Below are 26,823 nucleotides of genomic sequence, written 5' to 3'. Positions count from 1 at the left end.
CGAACGCAGCCACGAGCGAGCGAGCGGCCGATCTCGGGCGACCGCCTCGGTTTCTCGCGAGTCGAATCGATCATCGATCGCACCGACATCTCGACCACGGACACCTGCTATCGGAGGTGCTAGCCTGATGACGACCGCAGACGAGTCCAGCGGGAGCTGGTTCGGCGCGGACGGCAAGGTCAGCCAGCGGCGCGGACTGCTATTCAAACTGAGCTGTCTGGGCGCGACGCTCCTCGCGTTGCTCCTCGTGTTGGTGTTCTTACTCTACGTCGCCAACGACGCGATTCAGCCGTTTACGGCTGATTCGGGGTGGCTCGCTACCGTCGCGGCAACGGTCGTGCTGCCGGCACTCGCGCTCGCTGCCTACTACTATCGCGACTCGGAGCCGTCGGGGTCTGTCGCATACATCTCGTTCGGCCTGCCGATCGCCGCAACGTTGCTCGCCGGCGGCGTGGTCATCGTCTTCAGGCATGTCATCTCACCACATGGATGGCTCGCACTCGCCATCGCCGGCGTGGTCGCGGCTGCCGTCCTCGAGGCTCATGCACGAACTCGAACCGGGAGCGCACTCGAGCGACTCGCCGTCGTCGTCGTCGTGCCGTGGTTCGCCCTGATCGGCATTCCCGGCTTCAGCGTCGATTACACGGTCACAACGCCGTTTTTGGGACAGGAACTGTTCGACCTGACGATGTCGGTCCCGACGCTGATACCGAGTCTGCGGGGCCTGATCGTCTCACTGCCGATCCTGCCGACGGCGGCGCTGTCGCTGTTGGCGTCGTTTACGCTGCCAATCGCCGCGGTAGCTGCTATGCACGTTCGGCGCGTCCGCGAATCTGACCGTGCCGGCGTGATCGGGGGCGTTGCAACGTTCGTCGCCGCCGGTGCTGGCATGGTCGCGGCACCGATCGCCGGCGTCGCTCCGGAGACGGGCGTGATTGCGGCGACTGTTATCGGCATGCCGGTTGGCCTGTACGTCGAGTCCGTCCAGCGACGCGGTGAAGGGATGGCTGGACTCGCCTTCCCCGTCGTGATCGGTGGCGGTGCGGTCCTCGCAGCCGTCCTCGTCAACGCACTCGGGTTCGCCGGTCCCGAGCTCTGGCTCGACTGGCAGTTCCTGAACAGTTCCCACAGTACGACACCGGCGGATGCCGGGATCTATCCCGCGCTGGTCGGTTCGGTGATGATGCTCACTGTCGTCGCGATTTCGGCGTTCCCGATCGGCGTCGGCGCGGCGGTCTACTTAGAGGAGTACGCGCCCAACCAGGGGCGTCCCGGACAGCTTGTCGAGTTCCTCGAGATCAACATCGCCAACCTCGCCGGCGTGCCGTCGGTCGTCTACGGTGTGCTCGGCCTCGCGCTGTTCGTTCGGACGGCCGGCCTCCAGAGCGGGATCGTCGTCGTCGGCGGGTTTACCATTGCGTTGCTCATCCTCCCGATCATCATCGTCTCCGCACAGGAGGCGATCCGCGGCGTGCCTGATTCGCTGCGACAGGCGTCGTACGGGATGGGTGCGACGAAGTGGCAGACTGTCCGAAGCGTCGTCCTCCCACGTGCGATGCCGGGGATCCTGACAGGGACGATCCTCGCGCTCGGTCGCGCGATCGGGGAGACGGCCCCGCTGTTGATGGTCGGCGTCGCCGCCGTCGTTCGGATCCCGCCGAACTCGTTTTTCGGCCTGTTCAGCGCGATGCCGCGCCAGATCTACTCCTGGTCGCGGCTCATCGCCACTGACTTCCGGTACGGCGTCCTCGCAGCCGGCGTGTTGACGCTGCTCATCGTCATGCTGATGATGAACGCGAGCGCAATCGTGCTTCGGAACAAGTACCAGCGAAACAGCTGACACTGCAACCCGCGTCTCGAGCCCCAACGATTCGCCATCGATCGTCGACCGTCCAACCACCCTCGAGACGCGCTGTCTACGTTTTCCGTCGGTATTGTCTCAATAGCGCGCGTCGCTGTCCGATAGTGGTGTGTCGACCCTTAACGAACGTCGGTCAGTACTGAGTGCTATATATCAGACTACGGGACTCATATAAACGGCTTATCTGAGCCTCTTCGAAACTCCGCTGAGTAACCCGTGACCACAACCAGCACTCCGTTCGACGACGGACTCTCGTTCGACACTCGGCACCTCGAGCTCGACGCCTACGACGACGTCTACGTCATCGGTGACGTCCACGGCTGTCTCGAGACCCTCGAGACGTTGCTCTCGAGGCTCGACCTCGGCCCGAACGATCTCGGCGTTTTCGTCGGCGACCTGGTTCGGAAGGGGCCGGCAAGCGACGCCGTCCTCGAGCGCGTTCGAACGACCCCACAGCTGCTGTCCGTGCGGGGAAACAACGAACAGAAGGTCCTCGACGGGGATACCACACTCGAGTCGCTCGACGACCGCGACCATGCGTATCTCGAGTCGTTGCCGACCGCAATCGCCTGGGACGGTGGTCTCGTCGTCCACGGCGGCGTCGATCCGAATCGACCGCTGGCGGCACACTCGGATGCGGACGTTATCTCGATGCGAGCACCCGACGGCGACGGCTATGACGGCCCGTTCTGGTTCGACGAGTATCAGGGGCCGCCGCGAGTCTTTTTCGGCCACACCGTCCTCGAGGATCCGCTCGAGAGCGAGTGGGCGGTCGGGCTCGATACGGGCTGTGTGTACGGCGGCAGCCTCACAGCGTACGACATCCGCAGAGACAGGTTCATACGTGTCTCTACGAGCGGTCACAAAGCGCGGTCGGATGAGAAAATCGTCACCCCACCGAACGGGACCGAGTCGGTGTCCGACACTGACGAAGGTGATGCATCGGCGTCCGAACCTGACGAGGGTGGTGCGTCGGCGTCCGAAATCGACAGGGGACCGTCCGACAGCGAAGAGCCGGCCAGCGTCGACGTGTCGGCTCTCGACCTCGACGATCCGGAGTACTACCTCAACCGCGAGCTCAGCGAACTCGCTTTTCAACGGCGCGTCCTCCACGAGGCCATCGACGACACGAACCCGCTGTTAGAGCGAGTGAAGTTTTTGGCCATCTTCACGACGAACATGGACGAGTTCGTCCGCAAGCGTATCGGTGGACTGAAACAACAGATCGCCGCGGGGATCACCGAGAAGACGCCCGACGGGCGAACGCCGGCCGAGCAGTGGGAAGCCGCCCTCGAGGAAGCTCGGGCGCTGTTCGACCGACAGAGCCGGTGCTATCGAGACGAGATCCGACCCGCGCTTTCGGACGCCGGGATTCAGGTCGTCGACCACGACGAGCTCTCGGAAGCCGAGCAAGCGCAACTGCGGACGCAGTTCGAGCGTTCGATCCTGCCAACGCTGACTCCGCTGACGTTCGACCCGGCCCATCCGTTCCCGTTCATTTCGAATCAGAGCCTCTCGCTTGCCGTCCTGACCCGAGAACACCCCGACGCCGAGGTCACGTTCTCGCGGGTGAAGATCCCCCGCAACCAGCGGCGGTTCATCCAGGTTGGCGACGAGACGCGATACGTCCTGCTCGAGGACGTGGTCCGATCGAACCTCGAGTTACTGTTTCCGGACGTCGAACTCGTCGAGACGGCGCTGTTCCGGGTGACGCGAAACGCCGAGGTGCGACGCGACGAGGACGTCGCCGAGGACTTAATCGAGCTGATCGAAGAGGTACTCGAGGAACGGCGCTTTGGGACCGTCGTCCGACTTGAGATCGAACGTGACGCGCCGGACGCGATTCGCGACGTGCTCACGCGGGAACTCGACCTCGACGATCGGGAAGTGGTCGAACTCGAGGGACCGCTGGATTATCGGGATTTCACCGAACTGACGGCGCTGGATCGGCCAGCGTTACAGGTTCCCGAGTGGACGCCACAGCCCCACCCGCGACTCGGCGCGCGCGAGGACGGGACGAACATCTTCGACAGCGTTCGTGAGCGGGACGTGCTCGTCCACCACCCCTATCACGCGTTCGAAGGAACCGTCCAGCGCTTTCTCGAGACGGCAGCGAACGATCCCGACGTGTTGGCGATCAAGGCGGCGATCTACCGCACGGCGAGCGATTCCCGGATCATCGAGAGTCTGATCGAGGCCGCCCGGAACGGGAAACAGGTCGCCGTCATGGTCGAACTCAAAGCCCGCTTCGACGAGCAGAACAACCTCGAGTGGGCGAAGAAACTCGAGGAGGAGGGCATCCACGTCGCCTACGGCACGGTGGGCTACAAGACCCACACGAAGACGTCGCTGGTCGTCCGCAGAGAGGACGATGGTGTTCGACTCTACTCGCACATTGGGACCGGCAACTACCACTCCGAGACCGCAAAACACTACGAGGATCTCGGCCTGCTGACGGCCGATCGAGATATCGGGCAGGATCTCGTCAGGCTGTTCAACTACTTTACCGGCCACTCGATGCACCGGGAGTACCGGAAACTCCTCATCGCGCCGGGGAACATGCGCGCGCGTTACCGACCTGATTCGGGCCGAAGCCGAGCAGGCGAGAGCGGGCGAGGACGCTCGGATCGTCGCCAAAATGAACCGACTCGAGGACCCCGAGATCGTCCGGGAGCTCTACCGAGCGTCGATGGCCGGCGTCGAGATTGACCTCATCGTGCGGGACATCTGTCGGCTCCGTCCGGGCCTCGAGGACGTCAGCGCGACGATCACGGTTCACAGCATCGTCGGTCGCTTCCTCGAGCACTCCCGGATCTTCTACTTCCACGCCGGCGGCGACGAGCGCTACTACATTGGCTCAGCCGACTGGATGGCGCGCAACCTCGACAGCCGCGTCGAGGCGGTCGCGCCGATCGAATCGCCGCCGCTGCAAGCGCGCCTCGAGGAGACCCTCGAGACGCTGTTAGCCGATACGGAAAACCGGTGGACGATGCGCTCGGACGGGAGCTACGAACGGGTGCAGTCGACTGACTCGAGTCTGGACGCCCACGAGACGTTTATGCAGGCGGCGCGCGAGCCAAACCAGGAGTGAGCCGCTCGCGGTCGTTGCGATTCGATATCGCCAATCGATTATCTCCGGCGGCGTCTCAATAGTCCTACGAGACACCCAACGGTAGTCCGGACGGCTCCTAGAAACGGCCTTGTACGGCTCGGTTGTGGTCGAAACTGGATGACGACCGCGCCGTCGAGAACCGGCGGCGGAGCCAGCAGTCATCCCGAACGCGACCCCCAACCGATGCGAGCGAGCATCGCGCGACGACGACCAGTGCCATCCCGCAGTTCCACACCCCACATGCCATCCATGCCCACCCAGACCGAGACCTGTCCGCTGTGTGCGTACACCGGCGAGACCGCCACCGACGTGTACACCCACCTGCAGACCAGTCACCGAAAAAGCGCGATCAGCACCCGGTTGCTCGAGCACCAGTCTCGCTCCCGACAGCGCTGAGCGCCGGCGGAACCGACACGCTTCGGATCCTCTTCTTTTGTCGGTACACAACCATCGAGCGTTGCTACCGTGTCGACTCGGTCGTTTATACACCCAGCCGCGCTGCCGTTGCTATCTGGCTGTTGTCAAGTAGCCGTCGACGCGCGACAGCGTCTGCTCGAGGTGATCGCCATACGTCGCGAGCGCGGCGAGCACCGGGTACGTCCGTTCGCACTCGCCGTAGCAGTAGCGCTCGAAGACACCGATGTCGGCGATCGTGAGCTGTCGCCGTCGCCAGATCAGGGCCTGTCGCGATGCAACGAGGTCGTCACACTGGGATCGAAGACGGACGAGGCGCGCTCTCGTGAGTCGGAGTGCGTTGAACTCGAGTCGTGCCAGCGGCTGGGCGCGGAGCGACTCGAGCTCCGCTCGGAGTGTCGCGAGGGTCTGTGTGGCCGTCTCGAGTGCGTCCTGCTCGGTTTCGATCGCCTCGAGCAGGTCGGCTCGAGCGGTCACGGCATGGCCGGCCGCCGCGACCATCGACTGTTTCAGCTGCGGGGTGAGCTGTGAGCCGTGTTCGACCGCCGCGGCCAGCTCCACGCCGAGTTCGCCGGCGAGATGCTCGTGACAGGGTTCGTCGTACACGTCGTCGTAGTGGGAGACCGAACAGACGGTGTCGCGATAGGCGTTGACGAGCGACTCGAGACTGCCCGTTCGGGGCGTCGAGTGCGTTTGGACGGCTATCGGCGATCCGGCCGTGTGTGATGCTACGGCGGCCGTGGTGGGTGCAGCCGTCTCGAGTCGTGTGACACGTGTGCGAAACCGTTCGAACGCGCGTCGTTCGGCGGTCAACTGCGTGTGTTCGCAGTCGAGTACCGCCGCTGCCGACTCGAGAACGGCCGTTCGAGGTGCGGACACAGCCGGAGTGGGGGCCCGCAACACGGTAAATCACGCTAATAGCGCTCTAGCGACGACCGTGCCGGTACTGAGTGGAACGTACTGCTACGGGCAGGCGATCGAGGACGGACAAATCACGGCCGTCACACCGGGAATTCACTCCCATCGCGCCGTGTCAGCCACTACCGGACGCTACTGATCGACTCGAGCGAGTACGGAGTCCTCAATACGGCAATTAGCAGCGGTTTTGTTGGTTTCCGACCGAGAGGGACGTACCGTGTTCGAGGTTACCAACCCATGAGCGGTTCTGCAACCGGCCACGACAATCGGAGCGTCAGCGATCGATTGGCCACAGCGGCGGCAAATACGGAGCACGCACCCGCACTCGAGTGCATCGTCGTCCGGTATCGGGATCGACCGGATCGATGTACGATCGCCCCACGCGAGTGTACGGAGAACGAACAGTTGACCAACTGGCTGTCGGCCGATCTGGCGGCAGTCGTCGACCTCGACGACGCTCGGTGAGCGCCTCGCCTCGCGGTGTGCCGAACCGTGCGCCGAGAGACTGCAACCGTGGTACGGCAGTCGAATACGGACGAACTGTTATGTCTGACGACTCCATAGGGCGGTATATAATGTGGACGCGACGGACGTTCGTCGGAACTGCTGCTTGCACAGCGACGCTGGTAGCGGGCTGTCTCGGGGACGATAACGGCGACGATGATGATGAAGCGGACGATGAAGGCGCGGGGAGCTACGAGACGCGACTCGACGAAATGGATGACTACGAACTGCTCGATTACACTGGTGAGTCGGAGGTCACAGTCGAGGTGTCGCCGAACCGTGATCCCGCGTTCGATCCTGACCCAATCAAGGTCGATGAAATGACGAATATCACCTGGCGATGGAGCGATAGCAGCGGCGAGATTTATCCAGCCGAGATCCCCAGTCCGTGTCAGTGGTCCGGCAGCAACGGCGGAACCAGTCACTCCTGGCAGTTCCCGTTCAAAGGAAAATACGAGATCGGCTACACCGAACCGGACGTCGAGGAGGTTATCGGCACCATGTTCGTCGTCAATCCGGACGACTGATCAAGGCCGGGGCAGATCCGTCCGCAAATGGGAAGACTGTACGTGACAGTCGCCGAAACGATGGCGAATAGCGGGACCGAACCGCCCCGAGAACAGTAGGTTTATCAAGCGCACGACGGAACTCTTATCCAAGATTACTCACCGTCTTATGGCAGGAAATCAACAACCGGAGGTGAACATCGGGCTCGTCGGTCACGTCGACCACGGCAAGACCACGCTGGTACAGGCCCTCAGCGGCTCGTGGACTGACCAGCACTCAGAGGAGATGAAACGCGGAATCTCCATCAGGCTTGGCTACGCCGACGCCACGTTCCGCCACTGTGCGGGCGTGGACGAACCCGAGTGTTACACCGTCGAAGAGGAGTGTCCGGATGGCTCGCCGAGTGAGCCGCTGCGGACCGTTTCGTTCGTCGACGCCCCGGGTCACGAGACCCTGATGGCGACGATGCTCTCTGGCGCATCGCTGATGGACGGTGCCGTGTTGGTCATCAGTGCCAGCGAACCCGTCCCACAGCCCCAGACCGAAGAGCACCTGATGGCACTCGACATCATCGGCATCGACAACATCGTCATCGCTCAGAACAAGGTCGACCTCGTCAGCGGCGACCAGGCCCGACAGAACTACGAGGAGATCCAGGAATTCGTCGAAGGGACCGTCGCCGAAGACGCACCCGTCGTCCCGGTCTCGGCCGGTCAGGAAGTCAACATGGACCTGCTGATGCAGGCGATCGAAGAGGAGATCCCAACTCCTGACCGGGATCCCGACGCCGACCCACGGATGCACGTCGCCCGCAGTTTCGACATCAACAAACCGGGAACGACCCACGAAAACCTCGCCGGCGGCGTTCTCGGCGGCAGTCTCGTCCAGGGCGAACTCGAGGTCGACGACGAGATCGAGATCCGTCCCGGCCGCGAAGTCGAGGAAGGCGGCCAGACCGAGTACGTCCCGATCGAGACGTCGATTCGCTCGCTGCAAGCCGGCGGCGAAACGGTCGACACCGTCACGCCGGGGGGGCTCCTCGGCGTCGGCACTGGACTCGACCCCGCACTGACGAAAGGTGACGCCCTCGCCGGTCGGCTGGCGGGCCCACCGGGCTCGCTGCCACCGACCTGGCAGGAGTTCACCATGAGCGTCGATCTGCTCGATCGTATCGTCGGAGCCGATCAGGGCGAGACCGTCGACGAGATCAGCACCGGCGAACCGCTGATGATGACCGTCGGAACCGCGACGACCGTCGGTGCCGTGACCAGCGCTCGGAAGGGCGAGTGTGAGGTCAATCTCAAACGGCCCGTCGCTGCCGAGCCAGGCGCAAAGATCGCGATCAACCGCCGTATCGGTGCCCGCTGGCGGCTGATCGGACTCGGAACGCTCAAAGAATAACGACGCGACGACGAGTATGACATCCCCGACGCAGGTCGCCCTCGACACGAGCGCGCTCATGATGCCGGTCGAACTCGACGTTCGGTTGTTCGACGAACTCGATCGAGTGCTCGACGGGTACGAACTGACGGCCCCACAGGCTGTCATCGAAGAGCTCCGTCGGCTCTCGGAGAAGGGCGGCCGCGAGGGGACAGCCGCAAACGTCGGTCACGATCTGGCGACCGAACGCTGTCTCGTCGTCGACACGGAGGCGTCGTACGCCGACGACGCGCTGGTCGAACTCGCTCGCGAGGGCGTCGTCGACTACGTCGTCACGAACGACCGCCCGCTGGGCGAGCGGGTACTCGAGGCGCGTGTACCGGTAATTGCATTACGCGGGAGAAACAAGTTAGCGATCACTCAACCATAGATGTACAAACGGGTCAGACTGAAGGATACGGTCGAAGTACCGCCGGAGGAGCTCGGTGACGTCTCACCGGACCTCGTGAAGCGACTGCTGCAAGACAAACTCGAAGGACGCATGGACGAAGAGGTCGGCAGCGTCGTCTCGATCACCGACGTCCACGATATCGGTGAAGGGACGGTGTTGCCGAACCATCCGGGCGTCTATTACAAAGCCGATTTCGACGCCGTCACATTCGATCCGCAGATGCAGGAAGTCGTCGACGGCACCGTCGTCGAAGTCGTCGAGTTCGGTGCTTTCGTCGGCATCGGCCCCGTCGACGGCCTGTTGCACGTCTCGCAGATCAGCGACGAGTATCTCGCCTTCGACGGCGAGAACCAGCAACTCGCCTCGAACGAGTCCAACCGCACCCTGGGCGTCGACGACGCCGTCCGCGCCCGTATCGTCACGAAAAGCATCGACGAGCGGAATCCACGTGACTCCAAGATCGGCTTGACGGCGAAACAGCCCGGCCTCGGCAAACACGGCTGGCTCGAGGAAGACCACGAGAAACAGGAAGCGACAGCAGGTGAATAACGATGGCTGCTGACCGTCTCGTCTGTCGTGAGTGTCACCGGGTCAACGACCCGGACAACGAGACCTGTGATGCCTGTAACTCCTCGTCGCTGACCGAGGACTGGGCCGGCTACGTCGTCATCGCCCACCCCGAGGACAGCGAGATCGCGACCGAGATGCAGGTGACCGAACCCGGCGCGTACGCACTGAAGGTCCGATAGCAGTGACTTGCGACGACGATCACGCGGCGTCAGCCGACGGCGACGAGCAGCTGCTGGTTCTTCCGGATGCGCTCCGACACGAACTCAAGGAGCCCATGGGACCGATCGAAACCGACGCTGAGCGGCTGCTCGAGGCCGTCGACGGCCCGCTGATCGCCGTCGGCGACGTCGTCACCTACCACTTCCTGCAAGCCGGCCGCGCGCCGGACGTCGCGGTCGTCGACGAACGGACCAAACGGGAGACGGTCGACGAGGAGATCCGCGAGACTGTCACCGAGTCGACACCTCTCGAGGCCACAAACCCGCCCGCAGCGCTCTCTGCGGAGATGGTCGAGACACTCCGCGAGGCCCTCGACCGCGAGGAGCCGACGACGATTCTGGTCGACGGCGAGGAGGATCTGGTCGCGCTGCCGGCGATCGCCGCCGCACCCGAGGGTGCAAGCGTCGTCTACGGCCAACCCGACGAGGGGATGGTCCACGTGACAGTGACCGATGAGCACCGCGCGGAGATGCGTGCCCTGCTCGAGCGATTCGAGGGCGACACCGAGCGGTTCTGGGACTTGCTCGAGCAGCACTAATCATCGAGGCCGCGGCTCGTCAATTTCGTTTTCCGAGCGCTCGCTCGAAGACCCGCTGGGCCCGCTCGTAGGCCCCGTTTCGATCGACGATCGGGGCCGGGTACTCGGGGGCGAGATGCTGTCGACGCTCACTCGAGAGCGTCGGCCACTCGACGATCCGTTCGGCCGGAATCGACGGATCGGCAAGTTCGGGGACGTACTCGCGGACGAACGTGGCGTCGGCGTCGTATTTTGCGAGTTGTGCGACCGGGTCGAAGATCCGTACGTCGACGGAGTCGGTGCCCGTCGACGCGATCCACTGCCAGTTCCCGGCGTTGACCGCTGGATCGTGGTCGACGAGACGCTCCCGGAAGTGGGCCGCGCCGCGTCGCCAGTCGATCAGGAGGTGTTTGGTCAGGAAACTCGCGACGACCTGCCGCGGCCGGTTGTGAATGTACCCCTCGCGCTCGAGTTGTCGCATGCCGGCATCGACGAGTGGATACCCCGTCTCGCCGCGTTTCCAGGCCGCAAAGTCGTCGGCGTCGGTTCGCCAGGCAATCTCGTTCGGCGGGTCGTCGTAGTTTTCGGTCTCGAGGGTGGGCGTGTAGGAGAGCAGATGATAGTTGTGTTCGCGCCAGGTGAGTTCGTCGGCGTACTTCTCGACGTTTCGCCGCTCGGCTCCGTCGACCGTCTCGAGGACGTCTATGACCCGCTGCCAGACCTCCCGAATGCCGATCGCGCCGACGGCCAGATACGGCGAGAGCCGAGAGACGGCCTGTGTCGGCTCGGCGACGGCCCGCGCGAGGTCGTCCCGCGTCTCGCGGTAGTGAGCAATTCCCGACGCACAGAATGACTCGAGTCGGTCGCTGGCAGCGTCATAGCCCGCCGCCGGAAGCTCGATGTCGGTCGCGGTCGTCGGGATCGACTCGGTGTCCGTGATGTCGGCGAGCGCGTCGGGGGTGGGTTCGGATGCCGGCGGTGCTTTTGTGTGTGTCTTCCAATCGGCGGCGAACTGCGAATACGTCGGATACGACGGCTCGAGGCTGGCGGGATCGACGAGCACCGAATCGACGTGGGACTCGAGTGGGACCTCGAGGGCGGCCTCGACGGCGTCGGTCTGTGCTTGGCGAGCAGCGTCGGTGCAGTCGTTGGAGACGATTCGATCGACATCGTACTGGTCACTGAGATCAGTGAGGACGTCTGCTGCGGGGCCGGTCCGGACGACCAGCTCGCGCCCCAGTTCGTGGTAGCGACGTCTGAGCGCGTCGACGGTGCATTCGACGAACGCCCGTTTCCGCTCACCCATCTGCTCGGTGACAGCGGGGTCGAAAATGTAGACGGGGACGACCGGCCCCTCGTCGGCGTCGACCGCCGCGGCTAGCCCGCGGTTGTCCGTGGTCCGTCGGTCGCGGCGATGCCAGAACAGGATCATAGCGGAGCTAGCGGCTGTGGCAGCTAAATCCCTCGAGTACCGGCACTGGTGGCCGAAATCAGGCGGTCGTCGCTACAGCCCCCAGATGAGGACGATCCCGGCTGTCGTGACACCTGCCAGCAGGAACTGGAGCGGGCCACCGACTTTCAGGAAGTCGGTAAACTCGTAGCCCCCGGGGCCGTAGACCATCAGATTCGTCTGGTAGCCCACGGGCGTCATAAACGACGTTGCGGAGGCGAACATCACCGCGAGCAGGAACGAAAACGCCGAGGCGTCCAGACTCGTCGCGGCGTTGATCGCGACCGGGCTCATCAACACCACCGTCGCGACTGGCGTGATGACGTTGGCGAGCAGCCCCGTCACGATCGAAAACAACAACAGGACGAGGACGAGCGGGAGATAGCTCGCCGTCGACACCAGTCCGGCAGCGATGAGCTGTGAGCCGCCGGTTGCCTCGAGGGCGACACCGAGCGGGATCACACCAGCGAGCAGAAAGATAACGTTCCAGGAGACGGCATCGTAGGCGTCGCCCATCGGGAGACAGCCGGTGACGACCATGAGGAAGACGCCGGCGAGCGCCCCGATGACGATGGGAACGATGTCGAACGCGGCTGCGCCGATCACTCCCGCCATGATCGCGATCGTGATTGGGGTCTTCGGCGACAGCGGCGCGAGGTCGTCGATATCGTCCTCGAGCAGCCGGTCGAAGGCGTCCTCTTCGACGACAACGAGATCGCTCGAGTCGGTGAAGTGTCTGATCGAACTGGGGATCGTCTGGACCAAGAGGACGTCGCCGACGGCGAGCCGATGGTCGCCGAGGTCGGTTCGGAGCAACTCGCCGTCGTGGCGGACCGCGAGCACGGTCGTCCCGTAGAGGTCACGGAGATGGGTCTCGGCGACGGTTTCGCCGACGTACGACGATTTCTCGGGAACGATCGCCTTCGCGAGCAGGTCTTCGCTGGTCGACTCGTCGAACGTCTCGTCGGTCACCGGTGTTCGAACCTGCTGGTGGAGCCCCTGACTCGCGACGAACTGGTTGACTGCCTGCAGGGTGCCGTGGACGGTGAGAACGTCGTCCGCCCGAATTCGCTGGTCGGTTCTAACCGCGACGTACGATTCGTCCGTGGCGTCGCGCTGGTCGCTCTCGGGCGTGTCGGTCACGGCGGGCTCGGACTCGAGGCCCTCGACTTCCTGTAGCTGTTGCTCTCGACTGCTCGCGACGGCGTCGTCGTCCGTGTCGTCGTACTCGAGGACTGGTCCGTCTCTCTCGGGTGGTGTCTCGAGGTCGGCTTCTCGGCGGAGCTGGAGGATTCGGACGTTCGCCTCGGCACGGTCCTCGAGGTCGCCGACCGTGCGGCCGACCGCCGCCGAGTTCGAGCCGACGCGAACGTGCGTGAGGTGGTCCTCGAGGTCGAACTCCTCGACGAGATCCGCATTGGCAGGGATTCGAGCGGGCGTCAGCCACCGGCCGACGGTCATGAGATACGTCAGTCCGACGAGCAGGATGACGAGTCCGAGCAGCGTGAACTCGAACATTCCGATGGGATCGCGACCGAGCAAGTCGACGGCGAACTCGCTGGCCAGCAGGTTCGTCGACGTGCCGATGACCGTCAAGGTTCCACCGAGGATCGCCGCGTACGACAGCGGCAAGAGCAGCTTCGACGGCGAGACACCGGTCTTCTCGGCGAGTTCGGAGATCATCGGGATGAAGACCGCCACGACAGGCGTGTTGTTGATAATGCCCGCGAGCGGCCCCGTCGTGGCAATCGTCGCCGCCAGTGCTCGTGTCTCACTGCCGCGAGTGAACCGGGCGAGATAGAGTCCGAGTCGCTGGACCACGCCTGTCCGCTGGATACCCGCGCTCAGCATGTACATGGCGACGATCGTGATCGTCGCGGTGCTCGCAAAGCCCGAAATTGCCGTCTGATAGCCGACACCTGTCAGTGGCTCGAGTGCGGCCAGTGAGACGATAATCCCGATCGCTGTCACGTCGGTTGGAATCGCTTCGGTGACGAACAACACGAGAGCGGCGGCGATAAGCCCGAAGACGACCAGTGCACCCGCCGAAACGCCGGCGATCATCGGAGGCCCTGCTGCGGGGTGGTATCGGGTGTTGGTCCCACCAGTCCGATCCGGCTATCCAGCATGGACGCTCCTGATCTCGCGTTCACACTGCACTGAGGACGGACAATTCACAAAATAATACCTGTTCACAGCGTCGTCGGTTTTATACGACGCCGTCGATTGGCCCGAGGGAGCGATCCGTCTCGGCGTGGCGCTCCCGTGACCTCGGCGAGTGGTTCGGGAACGATATTCCCGGGCAGAGTCGGTGAGACGGCGTTCACACGCGATTGCCGACCGTCGGATCGGTCCTCCGACAGTATATTTACTGCTCGCCGAGTACGTGGTTGATATGTACGATTTCGTCGTCGTGGGCGTCGGCCCGGCCGGGGCGCGCTTCTCGCGACGGGCCGCCGAACAGGGCTACGACGTGCTCGCCCTCGAGAAGGGGACAGTGGGGACGCCACTGGCCTGTTCGGGGCACGTGAGTACGGACATCTGGGAGTTTACTGGCGAGAGGGCACGCGAGGCGCTCTTTCAGAACGAGATCTACGGCGCGCGCTTTCACGTCGGCGGGCCACACAGCGACGCCTACCCCTTCTACAAGGACGAGGTTGCCTCGAACGTCATCGACCGCGTCGGCTTAGACCGCCACCTCGCCGACCTCGCGCGGGAGGCGGGCGCGGACGTCCGCGAGGAACACACCGTTACGGAGGTGACCGAACACGACGATCATGTCACCGTCGTCGCCAACGGCCCCAATGGTACCCTCGAGTTCGAAACGAAGCTCGTCGCCGGCTGTGATGGGCCTCGGTCGCGCGTCCGCGACGCGCTGTCGCTGCCCGAACCCAACGAACTCCTCCACGGTGTGTTGGCCTTCTCCGACGAGGTCGACCACCAGAACTTCGTCGACGTCCACCTGACCGCGCCGACGTTCTTCGCGTGGCGGATCCCCCGTGGCGAGGCTGGCGTCGAGTACGGACTCGCGGCCCCGCCGGGCGTCCAGGTGAACAAACACTTCGAAGAACTGATCGACGGCTACGAGATCGACGTTGCCCACCGCTGCTCGGGGGCGATTCCGATCGGGCCACCCAGTCGTGTCACGAGTCGCCGCGGCTTTCTCGTCGGCGACGCGGCCGCCCAGACCAAACCGTTCACCGGCGGCGGCATTCTGTATGGGATGACCTGTGCTGACCACGCTGCCCGCGAGATCGATCCCGATCGGCCCGCAACGCTTGCGGCCTACGAACGCGCCTGGCGCGACGATCTCGAGCGTGAGCAGTCACTCGGCCACGTCCTGCGCCGAGCCTACTCGTTCCCAGAGCCCGTCCAGCGGCTCGGCCTCAACGCGCTCTCGGGCGAGATCGGCGTCCACATGGACCGGCCGACCTCGCTCGTCTCGCCGACGCATCTCAAGGCGATGCTCTCGAGGCTGCGGCCCTAACTCGAGAACGACACATCGCTCGAGCGAGAGCAACGAGGCGACACGACGCGAGTCGGCAGCCGACAGCCGACAGACCGAAGCCGTCGCTCCCAAAACGACCAGTCGATGACAGGCTGGCAGACGGCAGCCGTCGCGTTCCTCGCCGAGACACTCGAGCGACTCGGCATCATCGACGCCGAGCGGTTTCGGCCGACGGTCGACCTCGCGTGGCCCCGGATCGTCACCGGCTTTGCGATCATGTCCAAGCAGACGGCCGACCTCGCGATGGTCGGCATCGCCGTCGGGACGGCCGGCACGGCGGGGCTTGCCTTCGCGCTCGCGTTCTGGGAGATCGTGACGATGCTGGGACTCGGACTGGCGGGCGGGACCGTCAGCCTCGTCTCACAGAACTACGGCGGCAAGCAGACCGATCGGGCCACGCTCGTCGTCAAGCAGAGCATCCTGCTCACCGTGGCACTCGCGGTGCCGATCGTGGCTGTCTTTCTCCTCTTTGCCGAGTCGCTGATCGGCCTGTTCGGTGCCGGGGACGAATCGCTCGCTCACGGGAGCACCTACCTCGTCTTCGTCGCGCCGGCCGTCCTGTTCGAACTGCTGAATCTGATCGCCAGTCGAACCTACACGGGCGTTGGCGACACGTTCACCGAGATGGTCGCCCGCGCTGGCGGGGCCGTGCTCAACGTCGTTCTCAGCGCGGCCCTCATCTTCGGGTTCGGACTCGGCGTCGCCGGCGCGGCGATCGGTACCTCCGTCTCGACGGGTTTTGTCACGCTCGTTCTCGCGTGGGGCATGCTGGGGCGTTCTTACGGCGTCCTCGGCATGGAACCCAGTCCGGTTCCGGTGGCGCTCTCTGGGCCGTGGCTCGAGCCGACGCTCCTGTGGCAGGTGATCGAAATCTCGACGCCGGAGATCGGCCGCCGCCTCGCACAGGGGATCGTCGTCTTCCCGCTGTTGTGGATCGCCGCCACCTTCGGCCCGGTGGTCGTCACCGCACTCGAGGTCGGCCGCCGCGTCCGAAGTCTGATCAACGGCATCAACTGGGGGCTCTCGTTGGCCTCGAGTTCGCTCGTGGGCCAACACCTCGGGGCGAACGACGAGGACGAAGCCGGCGCGTACGGCGCAGCGATTATCCGACTTTCAGCCGTGTGTTACACCGGACTGGCCGTCGGCGTCGTCGTCTTCGCGGAGCCGATCGCCGGGGTGTTCGTTTCGGGCCCGGACGAGGTCGCGCTGGCGGCCACGTTCGTCGCCGTCGGCGCAGTCAGTTCGATCGGCTTCGGGATCGACGGCGCTGCCGCGGGTGCGTTGCTCGGAGCCGGCGATACGCGCCTGCCCTTCGTCGCCTCGCTCGTCGGCCGGTACGCCTTCGCGCTCCCGGCGGCCGCACTGGGGCTTGTCACGCCGCTTGGAATCGGCGGCCTCTATCTCGCCTTGCTGCTCGAGACGGCCGTCCCCGGCGGGATCACCTACTGGCTGTTCCGACGCGGCCGCTGGAAGGCCGTGAGTCGGCGGTACCGTCCCACCTCGGATACCGGGTGAACGCTCCAGCCGGGTCTTTGCGGGTGTCAATTCGTATACTGACGTCTGTCCGACAGTCTCAGTCGTCGTCGGCCGTCTCGGCGTTTTGCTCGTCGAGTGTCCCAGCGCTCGCCTCGTCGACGACGTCGATCGAGACGCCGGCATCCATGCCACGGTTTCGGTTTGCGTCACCGAATCCGGCGCTGAGGACCCGAGTCAGGGCGTCTTCGACGTCCTCGTCGAGTTCGGTGATTCGATCGGATTCGACCTCAACAACAAACCCCGTCGTGATGTTCGGCGACGTCGGCAAAAACAACACTTCACGGCCATCTTCGGTCGTCTTTCCGGTTTTAAACGCCGTCATCCGCAACCCGTTCCAGGTCTCGAGTTTGACGGGTTTCTGGAGCGATTCCTGTTCGCCGAAGGCTGTTTCGGCGGCCATCTTCGAGGCGTTGTAGACGACCCGCATAACGGGGACACGGTTTGCGATGTTGTCGACGAGTCGTTCGACGAGGCCGCCGACGGTCGTCCGCATGAGATAGCCGACGGAAAAGGTGAGAATAACGAAGACGGTCAGTGCGACCACGACGCGGAGAAACTGTGCGAGCTGTTCGCGAGTCTGCTGGGCCTGTTGGCTGTCGCCGGGGATGAGCGACTCGAGGGCTTCGGCCTCGAGAATGAGTCCGGGTGTCATCCCGGCGATGAGTCCATAGAGCCAATAGATAACGTAGAGCGTGACGAGAATCGGGCCGAGGACGATCAGCCCACTCGCGAAATCCCGCTTCCACGAAGCCATGTACAGAAACTCACACTAAAGGCTAATGAGCCCTTCCCTTCACCGGTCGAGGATCGCCTCGAGGGCGAATCGGAGGTTTGTGTTTCGCTCTGTCATCCGACGATAGAAGTACGATTTCCAGCGGTCGCCGTAGGGGACGTACTGATAGACCGGGTACTCCGCAGCGAGGTCGAACTGGGCGGATTCGCGAACACCCATGAGCAGCTGGAACTCGAAGTCGGTGCCGTACTCATCGTGGAGTTCAATCGCGTGATCGATCATCGCCGGATCGTGACTGCCGACGCCGATGCCGCCGTCGAATCGTTCGAACGCGTACTCGAGGAGCGTCTTGTACTCCTGGTCGACGCGAGGCGACTCTCGATAGGCGACGGCAGCCGGTTCGTCGTAGGCCCCCTTGACGAACCGGACTTTGCCGGGAACGTCTGCGAGCCGCTCGACATCGTCGCGGGTTCGTCTGAGATTCGCCTGCACGCAGACACCGACCCGATACTGGTCATCGTCGCCGTACTCGCGGGCGAGGTCCTCGAAGGCGTCGAGGGTCGCATCCGTCGTCGTGTGGTCTTCCATATCGATCCAGACGAAGACGTCGTGGTCGGCCGCCGCGTCGACGACTGCGGTGAGTTCCTCGCGGAACACGTCCTTGCCGAGATTGAGGCCGAGTTGGGAGGGTTTGACCGAGAGGCAGGCTTCGAGCCTCGATTTCGAGATGTCGCCGGCCAGCGCCCGGTACTCCGCAGCGTCGGAGCGAACCGACGATCGATCCTCGTAGTGTTCGCCGAGCAGATTGACGATCGCTTTGACGTGTCGCCCGTTGAGCTGTCGAACGTGATCGAGTGCCTGTGCCGGGGATTCCCCGGCGACAAAGCGATTCGCGACCGGCGGGATCATACCGAACCGTTCGTTCGCCAGTAATAAGGGAGTTTGTCCGTCTCTCGAGATGATGTGTTCGTCCGACAGTGATGACACCCGTCTCCTGTCGGCCCACCGGAGCCGAGGACTCGATTACACATCGATAGTCGATATCTGTGTATGGTCTGTATGAATTCTGTGGACAAGATATTAATACCTGTTTCACCTGGGGTGACGTATGACAGCAGGACCACCGATCGAGGAACTTCACTACGATGACGCACCGAACGTCGACACCGTTCCCGGGCCGAACACCCGGGCGCTGCTCGAGAAACAGGAGAAAATCGACAGCAGCGCGGTCGCGTATCCGAACGACATTCCGATCGCCTTCGAAGAGGGCAAGGGCGCGACGGTTCGTGACGCCGACGGCAACACCTACATCGACCTCTTTGCGGGGATCGGCGTGCTCAACGTCGGCCACTCGAACCCGTACGTCTTGGAGGCCGTCCACGAACAGGCCGACAAGTTCGTCCACACGGTCGACTTCCCGACCGACGCGCGCCTCGAGTTGATCGAGAAACTCGACGAGATCGCTCCCGCCGGCCTGCAGGGCAACAACCGGGTCGTCTTCGGCGGCCCGACCGGCAGCGACGCGGTCGAAGCGTCGATCAAACTGTCCAAGTACAACACTGGGGGCGACGGCCTCATCGCCTTCCGCGGGGCCTACCACGGCGCGACCACCGGCGCGATGAGCGTCACCTCGAACAAAAAGTTCAAAGAGCACTACACGCCGCTGCTCTCGGACGTCGTCCACGCGCCGTACCCGCATCCGTTCCGACAGGACAAAGCGCCACAGGAAGCGGTCGATCACGCACTCGAGGAAGTGCAGGCGATCGTCGAGGACCCCTACGGCGGCCTCGCGAATCCTGCGGGAATCATCGTCGAGCCGATTCAGGGCGAGGGCGGGATCATTACGCCACCGGAAGGATTCCTGCAGGGGCTGCGCGACATAGCCACCGACAACGACGTTACGCTCGTCTTCGACGAGATCCAGTCCGGCCTCGGCCGCACCGGCCAGTGGTGGGCCAGCGACTGGGAGGGCGTCACGCCGGACGCGATGACCTCCGCGAAGGCACTTGGCGGCGCGGGCTTCCCGCTGTCGGCGACGATGTATCACGAGGATCTCGACACGTGGGGCTCGGGCGACCACGCTGGCACCTACCGCGGCCACGTCGTCGGCATGCGCGCCGGTACCCGCGCTATCGAGTACATTCAAGAACACGACCTGCTCGCCCACGCCCGCGAGCTGGGTGAGTACATCCAGGGTCGACTCCGCGAGGCCGCCGCTGAGACGGACCGCCTCGCAGACATCCGCGGCAAGGGCCTGTTCATCGGGGCCGAGTTCGTCGACGAGGACGGCAAGCCCGACGGCGACGCCGTCGACGAGATCCAGCAGTACTGTTTCGAACACGGTGTCCTGATCTGGACGGCCGGTCGCCACGGCAACGTCTTGCGATTCCTCCCGCCGCTTGTGCTCACGCACGAACTGGCCGAAACGGCACTGGACGTCGTCGTCGACGCCATCGAGCACGCGACGAAAGCGACGGCACAGACTGCCTGAACAGTCACTCGAGTCACGATGTCCGACCCCACTCCCATCGAAACCGACGGCGCGCCGAGCACCGACAACCCCTACTCACAGGGCGTCCGCGCTGGCGACACCCTCCACGTCTCCGGCTACGGTCCCGTCGATCCTGACACTGGCGAGGTCGTCGACGGCGGTATCGAGGCCCAGACAGAACGTGTCCTCGAGAACATCGCTGCCGTGGTCTCCGAGGCTGGCGGCGACAGCCTCGCGGACGTCGTCAAGGTGACGGTCTATCTGACCGATCTCGAGGACTACGAGCGGGTCAACGAGGCCTACGGCGCGCAGTTCGGCGACGAACCGCCGGCCCGCGTCTGTGTCGAAGTCTCGCGGCTCCCCGAGGACGTCCGCGTCGAGATGGACGCGACGGCGTACCTCGGTTGAGATAGGCTGCTGCCCGACGCTTTTTCGAGTGACAATAGCGGTTTTCGGTTCCCGCTCAGTATGCGATCAGTGAGCACGATTAAGTAGTTCTGCTCTCTAGCAGTGCCAAGCATGGCCTACGACACCCCCACTCGACTGCGAGACCTCCGGCGGGCGTTCCACCGCCATCCCGAACCTGGCTGGCGGGAGTTCCAGACGACGGCCCGCGTCGTCCGCGAACTCGAGTCGATCGGCGTCGACGGGATCGCCGTCGGCCGCGAGGCGCTGGCGACCGACGAACGCATGGCTGTCCCCTCCGACGCTGATCTCGAGCCGTGGCTCGAGCGGGCCCGCGACGCGGGGGTTCGCGAGGACATCCTCGAGCGGACGGCAGATGGTCACACTGGCGTCGTGGCGGTCCTCGAGCAGGGAGCAGGACCGACGGTGGGCTTGCGCGTCGACCTCGACGCGATCTCGATGGCGGAGTCGACGGCCGACGAGCATCGACCGGCTGCCGAAGGATTTCGCTCGAATCATGACGGCTACATGCACGCCTGTGGCCACGACGGCCACATCGCGATGGGGCTGGGAACGCTCGAGGCGGTCAAAGCGAGCGAGTTCGAGGGGACGCTGAAGGTCTTTTTCCAGCCCGCAGAGGAGATCTCCGGCGGCGGGAAGGCGATGGCCGCCAGCGGCTACCTCGACGACGTCGATTACCTGCTCGCGGTCCACATCGGCCTCGATCATCCGACCGGCGAGATCGTCGCCGGTGTCGAAAAGCCGCTGGCGATGGCACACCTGACGGCGACGTTCAAGGGCGCAAGCGCTCACGCCGGCAAAGCGCCGAATCAGGGCGCAAACGCGATGCAGGCAGCGGCGACCGCAATCCAGAACGCCTACGGCATCCCGCGCCACGCCGATGGGATGACCCGCGTCAACGTCGGCCAGATCGAAGGCGGCACCGCGAGCAACGTCATCGCCGAGGAGGTGTCGATCGAAGCCGAAGTCCGCGGCGAGACCACGGCGCTGATGGAGTACACTCGAACGGAACTCGAGCGCGTGCTGTACGCCGCCGCCGAGATGCACGACTGTGACGTCACACCGCGCGTGCTCGGCGAGTCGCCCCGCGTCGACAGCCATCCGGCGCTTCGCTCGCTCGTCGGCGACGTCGCCTGGGAGGTCCCGGGCGTCGATTCCGTCGTCCCGAAAACGGATCTCGGCGTGAGCGAGGACGTCACCTACCTGATGGAGCGCGTGCAGGCGAACAACGGGCTGGCGTCGTACGTGCTCGTGGGCACGGACCATCCGACGAACCACCATACGCCGACGTTCGACATCGACGAGGATAGCCTCGAGATCGGGGTTTCGGTGCTTGCAAACACTGCGATCGATCTCTCGCGACGGCGACCGTGACACTGGTCGATCTGCAAACATCTATGAGTGCTATCATGTCTGTGGGATCAGAACCATTAATTCGCGGGCTGTCCGTGTACTCTGTATGAGCCAAGACGACGTGCCGGACTCGCTGCGAACGGCGGCGGACTCGGATCGCCCGCGCGGTATTCTGACGCCCTCCGACCGCGATTTCTTGCTTGGCCGAAAGACGGATTACACGGATCACTCGAAAAAACAGAAGCGAAACCGGATCCGACGCCGGGTTCGCAACGCCGTGCTCGATTTCAGTATCCTCTTCGAGTATCTCGAGGAACGCGACCGACAGACGGTGTTCGACCCCGACGACGAGGATCGGGACGCCTACACGCAGGGGATTACCGACATGCTCGCCTTCCTCCATCTCGGGACGATGGGCTACTACACCCCGTTCAAGGACATGCTCTCGGAAGGCGTCGGCAAGGCCGAACAGCAACTCGCTGGCTCGAATTACCGGATGGTCAACGTCGAGTTCAACGTCGAACCGGTCGGCCAGATCGACGTCGACGAGGTCATCGACAAACTCGAGAACGAGGAGTTCGCCCAACTCACCGACGAGGAACTCCGCGCGTTCGTCCGACTGCTGACGATGTCCGAGAGCTTCTCACCCGAGGCGGCCCGCGAGAACATCCAGGACCGCGTCGACGAGTTCAGCCAGCAGCTCACCGAAAGTGCCGAGACGCGCGAGCAGAACCTCGAGGATCTGACGAACTGAGGCTACTGGAGTGATCGGGTGATAGCGACGTGCTGGCTGACTGTGTCATGCGTTTTCGACGGTGTTTTTTCGCGACTGAGTCGAACGAGCAGGTCACTCGCGGCGTAGCAGTTGGGCATCGATTACCCGGCCTCGAGACCGGTCGGGGGTAGTGTTCGCCCCAAGGCGCATCGACGTGCTGTAGCGTCCCCCGACTGGGACTCGAGTCATAACAGTATACAGTATATGATTTCGCCTCTCGTCGACACACTCTTCGGATCGTGGGGACTGCTCGAGTCGCCAACTACGTTCTGCTGCGTATAATCCCAACATCTGTATGATATAGACAAACTCTGTAAAATAATCATACGACCGTTTGGTTATGTATATCGTTGAGGCTGTGCTCTATAAGATCGTTCAATAAACGCAATCTGTGTATGTCGGGTACAGAAAAGAAATGTTTATACGAGATACTGACAATTGGTTCGGTATGCCATCGCAGCGCATGGCGAGTGGTAGACGAACGCACGGATTGGGGACCAAACAATCGGACCTGCACTCGACGGGGGTGAGCGCATGAGCGACTCCGAGATGGGGATGGTCGAACGGTTTACCGACGAACTCGATCCCGTCGTCTTCGTGTTCGGGGCGTTGATTACACTGGGGGTGATCGGGGCCTTCTTCATCGATCGAGACGCCGTTTCGAACGGTATTGCGACTGTAAACGCCGAAATGCTCAGCTACCTCAGCTGGGCGTTGCTGGTGATCGTCTTCCTCATCGTGCTGTTCTTGCTGTTCTTGATCGTCGGCCCGTGGGGCAAGGCCACGCTGGGCGATGAGGATCCGGAGTACAGCTTCCTGTCGTTTTTCTCGATGCTGTACTCGGCCGGATTCGCTGCCGGTGTCGTCTTCTGGGGCCCGACCGAGGCACTGTTCTACTACGACAGTCCCTCGCCGCTGTTCGGCGTCGAGGGAGGCTCGAGTGCGGCAATCTCGGTCGCCGTCCAGCAGACACTGTTCCACTGGGCGCTGCCACAGCTCGCGGTGTTTACGATTATGGGGATCGCGATCGGTTACTTCGCGTACAACTACGAGAACGTCCCACTGCGCGTTTCCTCGGCGCTCACGCCGGTCATCGGCAAAGAAAACCTCGACGGACCGGTCGCCAAGGTCGTCGACATTCTGGCCGTTTTCGCGACGATCGGTGGCGTCGCGACCTCGCTTGGCTTCATCGGCAGCCAGTTCATCACCGGGCTGGACTACCAGTGGGGAATCAGCATGGGTGACTGGGGTATTCTCCTGATCGTGACGACGATGACGATTCTGTTTACCGTCTCGATGGTGCTCGGGGTCGACAAGGGGATCCGGCGGCTCTCGAACTTCAATATGGGGTTGTTCGTCGTGATCATGCTCGCGACGTTCATCCTGGGGCCGACGATGTTCCTGTTGTTGCTTGGCTCACAGGCCATGGGCGGGATGATCAGCGACTTCGTGTCGATGAGCCTCTACACCGGAACCGGAACCGACGGCGGAACCGCCTGGGTCGAAGCCTGGACCGTCTTCTACTGGGCGTGGGCGCTCTCGTGGTCTCCGTTCGCCGGCCTGTTCATCGCGCGGATCGCTAAAGGTCGGACCGTTCGTGAGGTCGCATTTACCGGTATCGTTGCAACTTCGGCGGCGACCATTCCGTGGTTTACGTTCGTCGGTGGCTCGGCCGTCTGGGCCCAGCACAACGGCGTCGCGGATATCCTCGGCCCCGTGGGGGAACACGGCGCGCCAGTCGCTGGCTTCGCACTGTTCGAGGCGTTCCCGTTCGGTTCGGTGCTCATGATCGCCTTTATGATCATCGTCACCACGTTCTTCATTACATCGGCTGACTCCTCGACGCTCGCCGTCTCGATGATGACGACCGGCGGCAAGGAGCGTCCCTCGACCATCAACCGGGTCTTCTGGGGTATCGTCCTCGGGCTGACCGCAGCGATCCTCATGATCCTCGGCGATGGAGCTGGGGCTGATGCGCTCCAGCAGGCGGTCGTCATCACCGGCGCGCCGTTTGCGTTCGTCTGCTTCCTCGCCATGCTCTCGCTGATCAAGAACTTCAGCGCGACCGAGGGGCGAGTGTTGCTGCAGGATACGACAGTGCTCGTCGGCTCGACGCCGGACCAGTCCGACGACGAACCAGCCGCAAGCGCCGAGCCGAGCGACGACTAACTGTCGACTACTGCGTTCCGTTTTCGCCGCTCGTTTCAGCAGTGGCCCGTAAGTCAGTTCGATTCCCGCGACCATCGTTCCGATCTATAACAAGATTTAATGATGACGTACACATAATCTGTGTATGGATAGGGATACAGCGCAACCGGACGTGGACGCCTTCCCCGGACCCAACGGCCGCGAATGGGTCGAGTTCCACGGAAAGAACGCGGCACCGAGCGAGTACTCACACGAGTTCGTCTGGGATATTACCCGCGAGGCAGACGGCCCCTTCGTCACCGACGTCGACGGGAACGTCCTTCTCGACTTTACGTGTCATATCGGCGCGGCGCCGCTTGGCTACAACAACGAGAAAGTCACCGACAAGCTCCGGGAGTTCGACCTCGTCGAGCCGATGAAGATCGCTGGCCAAGATATGTACTTCGGCGCTGGCCCATCCCCCGACGAGTCGGCCGTGCCGGGCTCGAGTCACTTGATGGAGAAACTGACTGACGTCTCGAGTCAGTACGGAATGGACACCGTCTTCCTCTCGAACTCCGGGGCCGAGGCCATGGAGAACGCGATGAAGATCACGAACGACTACCGCGCGCCCTCGAAGTACGGCGTGGCGTTCTCAGGAAGTTTCCACGGCCGGACGTTCGGCACGCTGTCGATCACGAAATCCAAAGATGTCTACACGCGCCACTACCCCGAAATTAGCGGGATCGAGACGATTCCGTTCTGTGCCGACCGGGGCTGTTCGGCCGACACCTGTGACTGTGGGTTCTTTACCGGCGCGGGCTCACAGCTTCGCAACTCGCTTGCGCCCGAAGGCGGGCACATCGACCCCGACGAGATCGCCTTCCTCACCCTCGAGCCGATTCAGGGCGTCGGCGGCTACCGCTTCCCGAGCACCGAGTTCATGCAGGAGATCGCGGACGTCACCGACGAGTACGACATCCCGCTGGTCGTCGACGAGATTCAGTCGGGCGTCGGCCGCACCGGCGAGATCTGGGCCGCAGATCACTACCCGATCGAACCTGACGTCATCGCCAGCGCAAAAGCCCTGCGCGTCGGCGCGACGATCTCACGCTCGGAGATCTTCCCCAGCGAGAAGAACCGACTGGGCTCGACCTTCGGCGGCGGCGACCTGCTCGGTTCGATGATGGGAACGTTCACCCTCGAGGCCATCGACGAGTACGATCTGCTCGACAACGCCACCGAACGCGGCACGCAGGCCAAAGAACTCCTGCGCGACGACTCGCCGGAGTACGTCGAGGACGTCCGCGGCAAGGGGCTGATGCTCGCCGTCGAGTTCGACACGCCCGAGCGACGAAGCGCCGTCGTTCAGGAATCGCTCGAGCGCGGCCTGCTCACGCTTGGCTGTGGCAAAAAGACGATCCGCCTGCTCCCGCCGCTTGACTCGAGCGAACGCGAAATCGAACTGGGGATCGGCATCTTTCTCGAGGCGATCGAGGCCGTCGGCGCGAGCGCGAAAGCGGCGTAACCGCGAGCCCAGCGCTGGCGGACGCGGTACGCATCGCCGCCACTGTGGGCACGTGCTCGCTTGTGACTGTGAGACTAGTTCCGTCCCCAGCGTCGACTGATGAGTGAAATCGGGTGACAGCCATCGATTTCACCCATCAGTTCAGGCTGGGCCCGCCACTAGTGGCTATCGGTCAGTGAGACGACTCGTCTGGACCGTTATCAGCCGTACGTTTGCTCGAGATACGCGACGATATCCTCGCTCTCGACCATCCCTGAGACATCGTGTTCGGGGTCGACGAGCACTGGGACGCCTGATTGGCCGCTCACGGCTTTGACAGCCGAACGGCGAAAGCGAAACAGAGAGACGTTGTGACTCTTGTATTCTAACTCGAGTTCGTCGAGTTTCTGTTCGACCGTTCGACAGTACGGACAGCCACGGAGTCTGTATAGCTCGATCATCGA

23 protein-coding genes and 2 pseudogenes are annotated in these 26,823 nt (G+C 63.5%); 19 read left to right on the top strand and 6 right to left on the bottom strand.

The window, feature by feature from the left end; all coding sequences use genetic code 11:
* The first annotated feature begins 127 nt into the window (after positions 1 to 127).
* From pstA to BW940_RS21000, 4 genes and pseudogenes are all read left to right on the top strand, one after another.
* On the top strand, positions 128 to 1,840 hold the full coding sequence (gene pstA, locus BW940_RS02185) for a phosphate ABC transporter permease PstA (RefSeq protein ID WP_076607534.1): 1,713 nt from the start codon (positions 128 to 130) through the stop codon (positions 1,838 to 1,840).
* A gap of 237 nt (positions 1,841 to 2,077) precedes the next feature.
* Positions 2,078 to 2,665 (top strand): annotated as a pseudogene (locus BW940_RS22060) (metallophosphoesterase family protein); the annotation flags it as partial.
* A gap of 81 nt (positions 2,666 to 2,746) precedes the next feature.
* Positions 2,747 to 4,952 (top strand): annotated as a pseudogene (gene ppk1, locus BW940_RS02180) (polyphosphate kinase 1).
* A gap of 138 nt (positions 4,953 to 5,090) precedes the next feature.
* Positions 5,091 to 5,369, top strand: coding sequence for a hypothetical protein (locus tag BW940_RS21000; RefSeq protein ID WP_143823850.1), 279 nt, complete (start codon positions 5,091 to 5,093; stop codon positions 5,367 to 5,369).
* A gap of 111 nt (positions 5,370 to 5,480) precedes the next feature.
* On the opposite strand, the gene BW940_RS02175 is transcribed toward BW940_RS21000, so the two are convergent.
* Positions 5,481 to 6,266 (bottom strand): DUF7260 family protein, encoded by a 786-nt coding sequence (locus tag BW940_RS02175; protein WP_076607533.1) that lies wholly within the window; start codon positions 6,264 to 6,266, stop codon positions 5,481 to 5,483.
* A gap of 276 nt (positions 6,267 to 6,542) precedes the next feature.
* On the opposite strand from BW940_RS02175, the gene BW940_RS02170 reads away from it, so the two are divergent.
* From BW940_RS02170 to BW940_RS02140, 7 genes are all read left to right on the top strand, one after another.
* Positions 6,543 to 6,770 (top strand): DUF7511 domain-containing protein, encoded by a 228-nt coding sequence (locus tag BW940_RS02170; RefSeq protein WP_076607532.1) that lies wholly within the window; start codon positions 6,543 to 6,545, stop codon positions 6,768 to 6,770.
* Positions 6,771 to 6,880: 110 nt separating this feature from the next.
* Complete coding sequence (locus BW940_RS02165) at positions 6,881 to 7,336, top strand: cupredoxin domain-containing protein (RefSeq protein WP_076607531.1); 456 nt, start codon at positions 6,881 to 6,883, stop codon at positions 7,334 to 7,336.
* A 148-nt stretch (positions 7,337 to 7,484) separates the two neighbouring features.
* Positions 7,485 to 8,717: a translation initiation factor IF-2 subunit gamma gene (locus tag BW940_RS02160; RefSeq protein ID WP_076607530.1), complete on the top strand. Its 1,233-nt coding sequence runs from the start codon at positions 7,485 to 7,487 to the stop codon at positions 8,715 to 8,717.
* 16 nt (positions 8,718 to 8,733) lie between these two features.
* On the top strand, positions 8,734 to 9,126 hold the full coding sequence (locus BW940_RS02155; RefSeq protein ID WP_076607529.1) for a PIN domain-containing protein: 393 nt from the start codon (positions 8,734 to 8,736) through the stop codon (positions 9,124 to 9,126).
* Complete coding sequence (locus BW940_RS02150) at positions 9,127 to 9,696, top strand: DNA-directed RNA polymerase (RefSeq protein WP_076607528.1); 570 nt, start codon at positions 9,127 to 9,129, stop codon at positions 9,694 to 9,696.
* 2 nt (positions 9,697 to 9,698) lie between these two features.
* Entirely contained in the window at positions 9,699 to 9,896 is a 198-nt protein-coding gene (spt4, locus tag BW940_RS02145) for a transcription elongation factor subunit Spt4 (RefSeq protein ID WP_076607527.1), read from the top strand.
* 2 nt (positions 9,897 to 9,898) lie between these two features.
* Positions 9,899 to 10,474 carry a GTP-dependent dephospho-CoA kinase family protein gene (locus BW940_RS02140; protein ID WP_076607526.1) on the top strand — a complete coding sequence of 192 codons (576 nt, stop codon included), beginning with the start codon at positions 9,899 to 9,901 and terminating at the stop codon, positions 10,472 to 10,474.
* A gap of 19 nt (positions 10,475 to 10,493) precedes the next feature.
* Here the strand turns inward: BW940_RS02140 and BW940_RS02135 are convergent, their stop codons facing one another.
* Positions 10,494 to 11,885, bottom strand: coding sequence for a cryptochrome/photolyase family protein (locus BW940_RS02135; RefSeq protein ID WP_076607525.1), 1,392 nt, complete (start codon positions 11,883 to 11,885; stop codon positions 10,494 to 10,496).
* Positions 11,886 to 11,957: 72 nt separating this feature from the next.
* A complete protein-coding gene (locus BW940_RS02130) occupies positions 11,958 to 13,967 on the bottom strand; it encodes an SLC13 family permease (protein WP_076607524.1) in 2,010 nt (669 codons plus the stop codon).
* A gap of 331 nt (positions 13,968 to 14,298) precedes the next feature.
* On the opposite strand from BW940_RS02130, the gene BW940_RS02125 reads away from it, so the two are divergent.
* Both BW940_RS02125 and BW940_RS02120 read left to right on the top strand, forming a co-directional pair.
* On the top strand, positions 14,299 to 15,390 hold the full coding sequence (locus tag BW940_RS02125) for a geranylgeranyl reductase family protein (RefSeq protein ID WP_076607523.1): 1,092 nt from the start codon (positions 14,299 to 14,301) through the stop codon (positions 15,388 to 15,390).
* Between the two features lie 105 nt (positions 15,391 to 15,495).
* Positions 15,496 to 16,926, top strand: a complete 1,431-nt coding sequence (locus tag BW940_RS02120; protein ID WP_076607522.1) for an MATE family efflux transporter — start codon at positions 15,496 to 15,498, stop codon at positions 16,924 to 16,926.
* A 58-nt stretch (positions 16,927 to 16,984) separates the two neighbouring features.
* Here BW940_RS02120 and BW940_RS02115 read toward each other — a convergent pair whose 3' ends face one another.
* Entirely contained in the window at positions 16,985 to 17,701 is a 717-nt protein-coding gene (locus BW940_RS02115) for a DUF502 domain-containing protein (RefSeq protein WP_076607521.1), read from the bottom strand.
* Positions 17,702 to 17,740: 39 nt separating this feature from the next.
* Entirely contained in the window at positions 17,741 to 18,589 is an 849-nt protein-coding gene (locus BW940_RS02110) for a proline dehydrogenase family protein (protein WP_076607707.1), read from the bottom strand.
* 199 nt (positions 18,590 to 18,788) lie between these two features.
* Between BW940_RS02110 and BW940_RS02105 the strand changes: the two genes are divergently transcribed.
* The 6 genes from BW940_RS02105 to BW940_RS02080 all read left to right on the top strand — a co-directional run bounded on the left by BW940_RS02105 (position 18,789) and on the right by BW940_RS02080 (position 26,380).
* The gene (locus BW940_RS02105; RefSeq protein ID WP_076607520.1) at positions 18,789 to 20,171 is read left to right on the top strand and encodes an aspartate aminotransferase family protein; all 1,383 of its coding nucleotides are present in this window, start codon (positions 18,789 to 18,791) and stop codon (positions 20,169 to 20,171) included.
* An 18-nt stretch (positions 20,172 to 20,189) separates the two neighbouring features.
* The gene (locus tag BW940_RS02100) at positions 20,190 to 20,579 is read left to right on the top strand and encodes a Rid family detoxifying hydrolase (RefSeq protein WP_076607519.1); all 390 of its coding nucleotides are present in this window, start codon (positions 20,190 to 20,192) and stop codon (positions 20,577 to 20,579) included.
* Between the two features lie 111 nt (positions 20,580 to 20,690).
* Positions 20,691 to 21,971 carry an amidohydrolase gene (locus BW940_RS02095; protein WP_076607518.1) on the top strand — a complete coding sequence of 427 codons (1,281 nt, stop codon included), beginning with the start codon at positions 20,691 to 20,693 and terminating at the stop codon, positions 21,969 to 21,971.
* 85 nt (positions 21,972 to 22,056) lie between these two features.
* Positions 22,057 to 22,704: a hypothetical protein gene (locus tag BW940_RS02090; RefSeq protein ID WP_076607517.1), complete on the top strand. Its 648-nt coding sequence runs from the start codon at positions 22,057 to 22,059 to the stop codon at positions 22,702 to 22,704.
* 555 nt (positions 22,705 to 23,259) lie between these two features.
* The gene (locus tag BW940_RS02085; protein ID WP_076607516.1) at positions 23,260 to 24,894 is read left to right on the top strand and encodes a BCCT family transporter; all 1,635 of its coding nucleotides are present in this window, start codon (positions 23,260 to 23,262) and stop codon (positions 24,892 to 24,894) included.
* Positions 24,895 to 25,018: 124 nt separating this feature from the next.
* Positions 25,019 to 26,380, top strand: a complete 1,362-nt coding sequence (locus BW940_RS02080) for an aminotransferase class III-fold pyridoxal phosphate-dependent enzyme (protein WP_076607515.1) — start codon at positions 25,019 to 25,021, stop codon at positions 26,378 to 26,380.
* A gap of 200 nt (positions 26,381 to 26,580) precedes the next feature.
* On the opposite strand, the gene BW940_RS02075 is transcribed toward BW940_RS02080, so the two are convergent.
* On the bottom strand, positions 26,581 to 26,820 hold the full coding sequence (locus tag BW940_RS02075) for a glutathione S-transferase N-terminal domain-containing protein (RefSeq protein ID WP_084776709.1): 240 nt from the start codon (positions 26,818 to 26,820) through the stop codon (positions 26,581 to 26,583).
* Positions 26,821 to 26,823: the final 3 nt, after the last annotated feature.

Origin of the sequence: Natronorubrum thiooxidans, from assembly GCF_900156475.1 — an archaeon.
Classification (GTDB): Archaea; Halobacteriota; Halobacteria; order Halobacteriales; family Natrialbaceae; genus Natronorubrum; species Natronorubrum thiooxidans.
The sequence above is the reverse complement of the archived record's forward strand: the minus strand, read 5'-3'. Positions and strand labels throughout refer to the sequence as shown.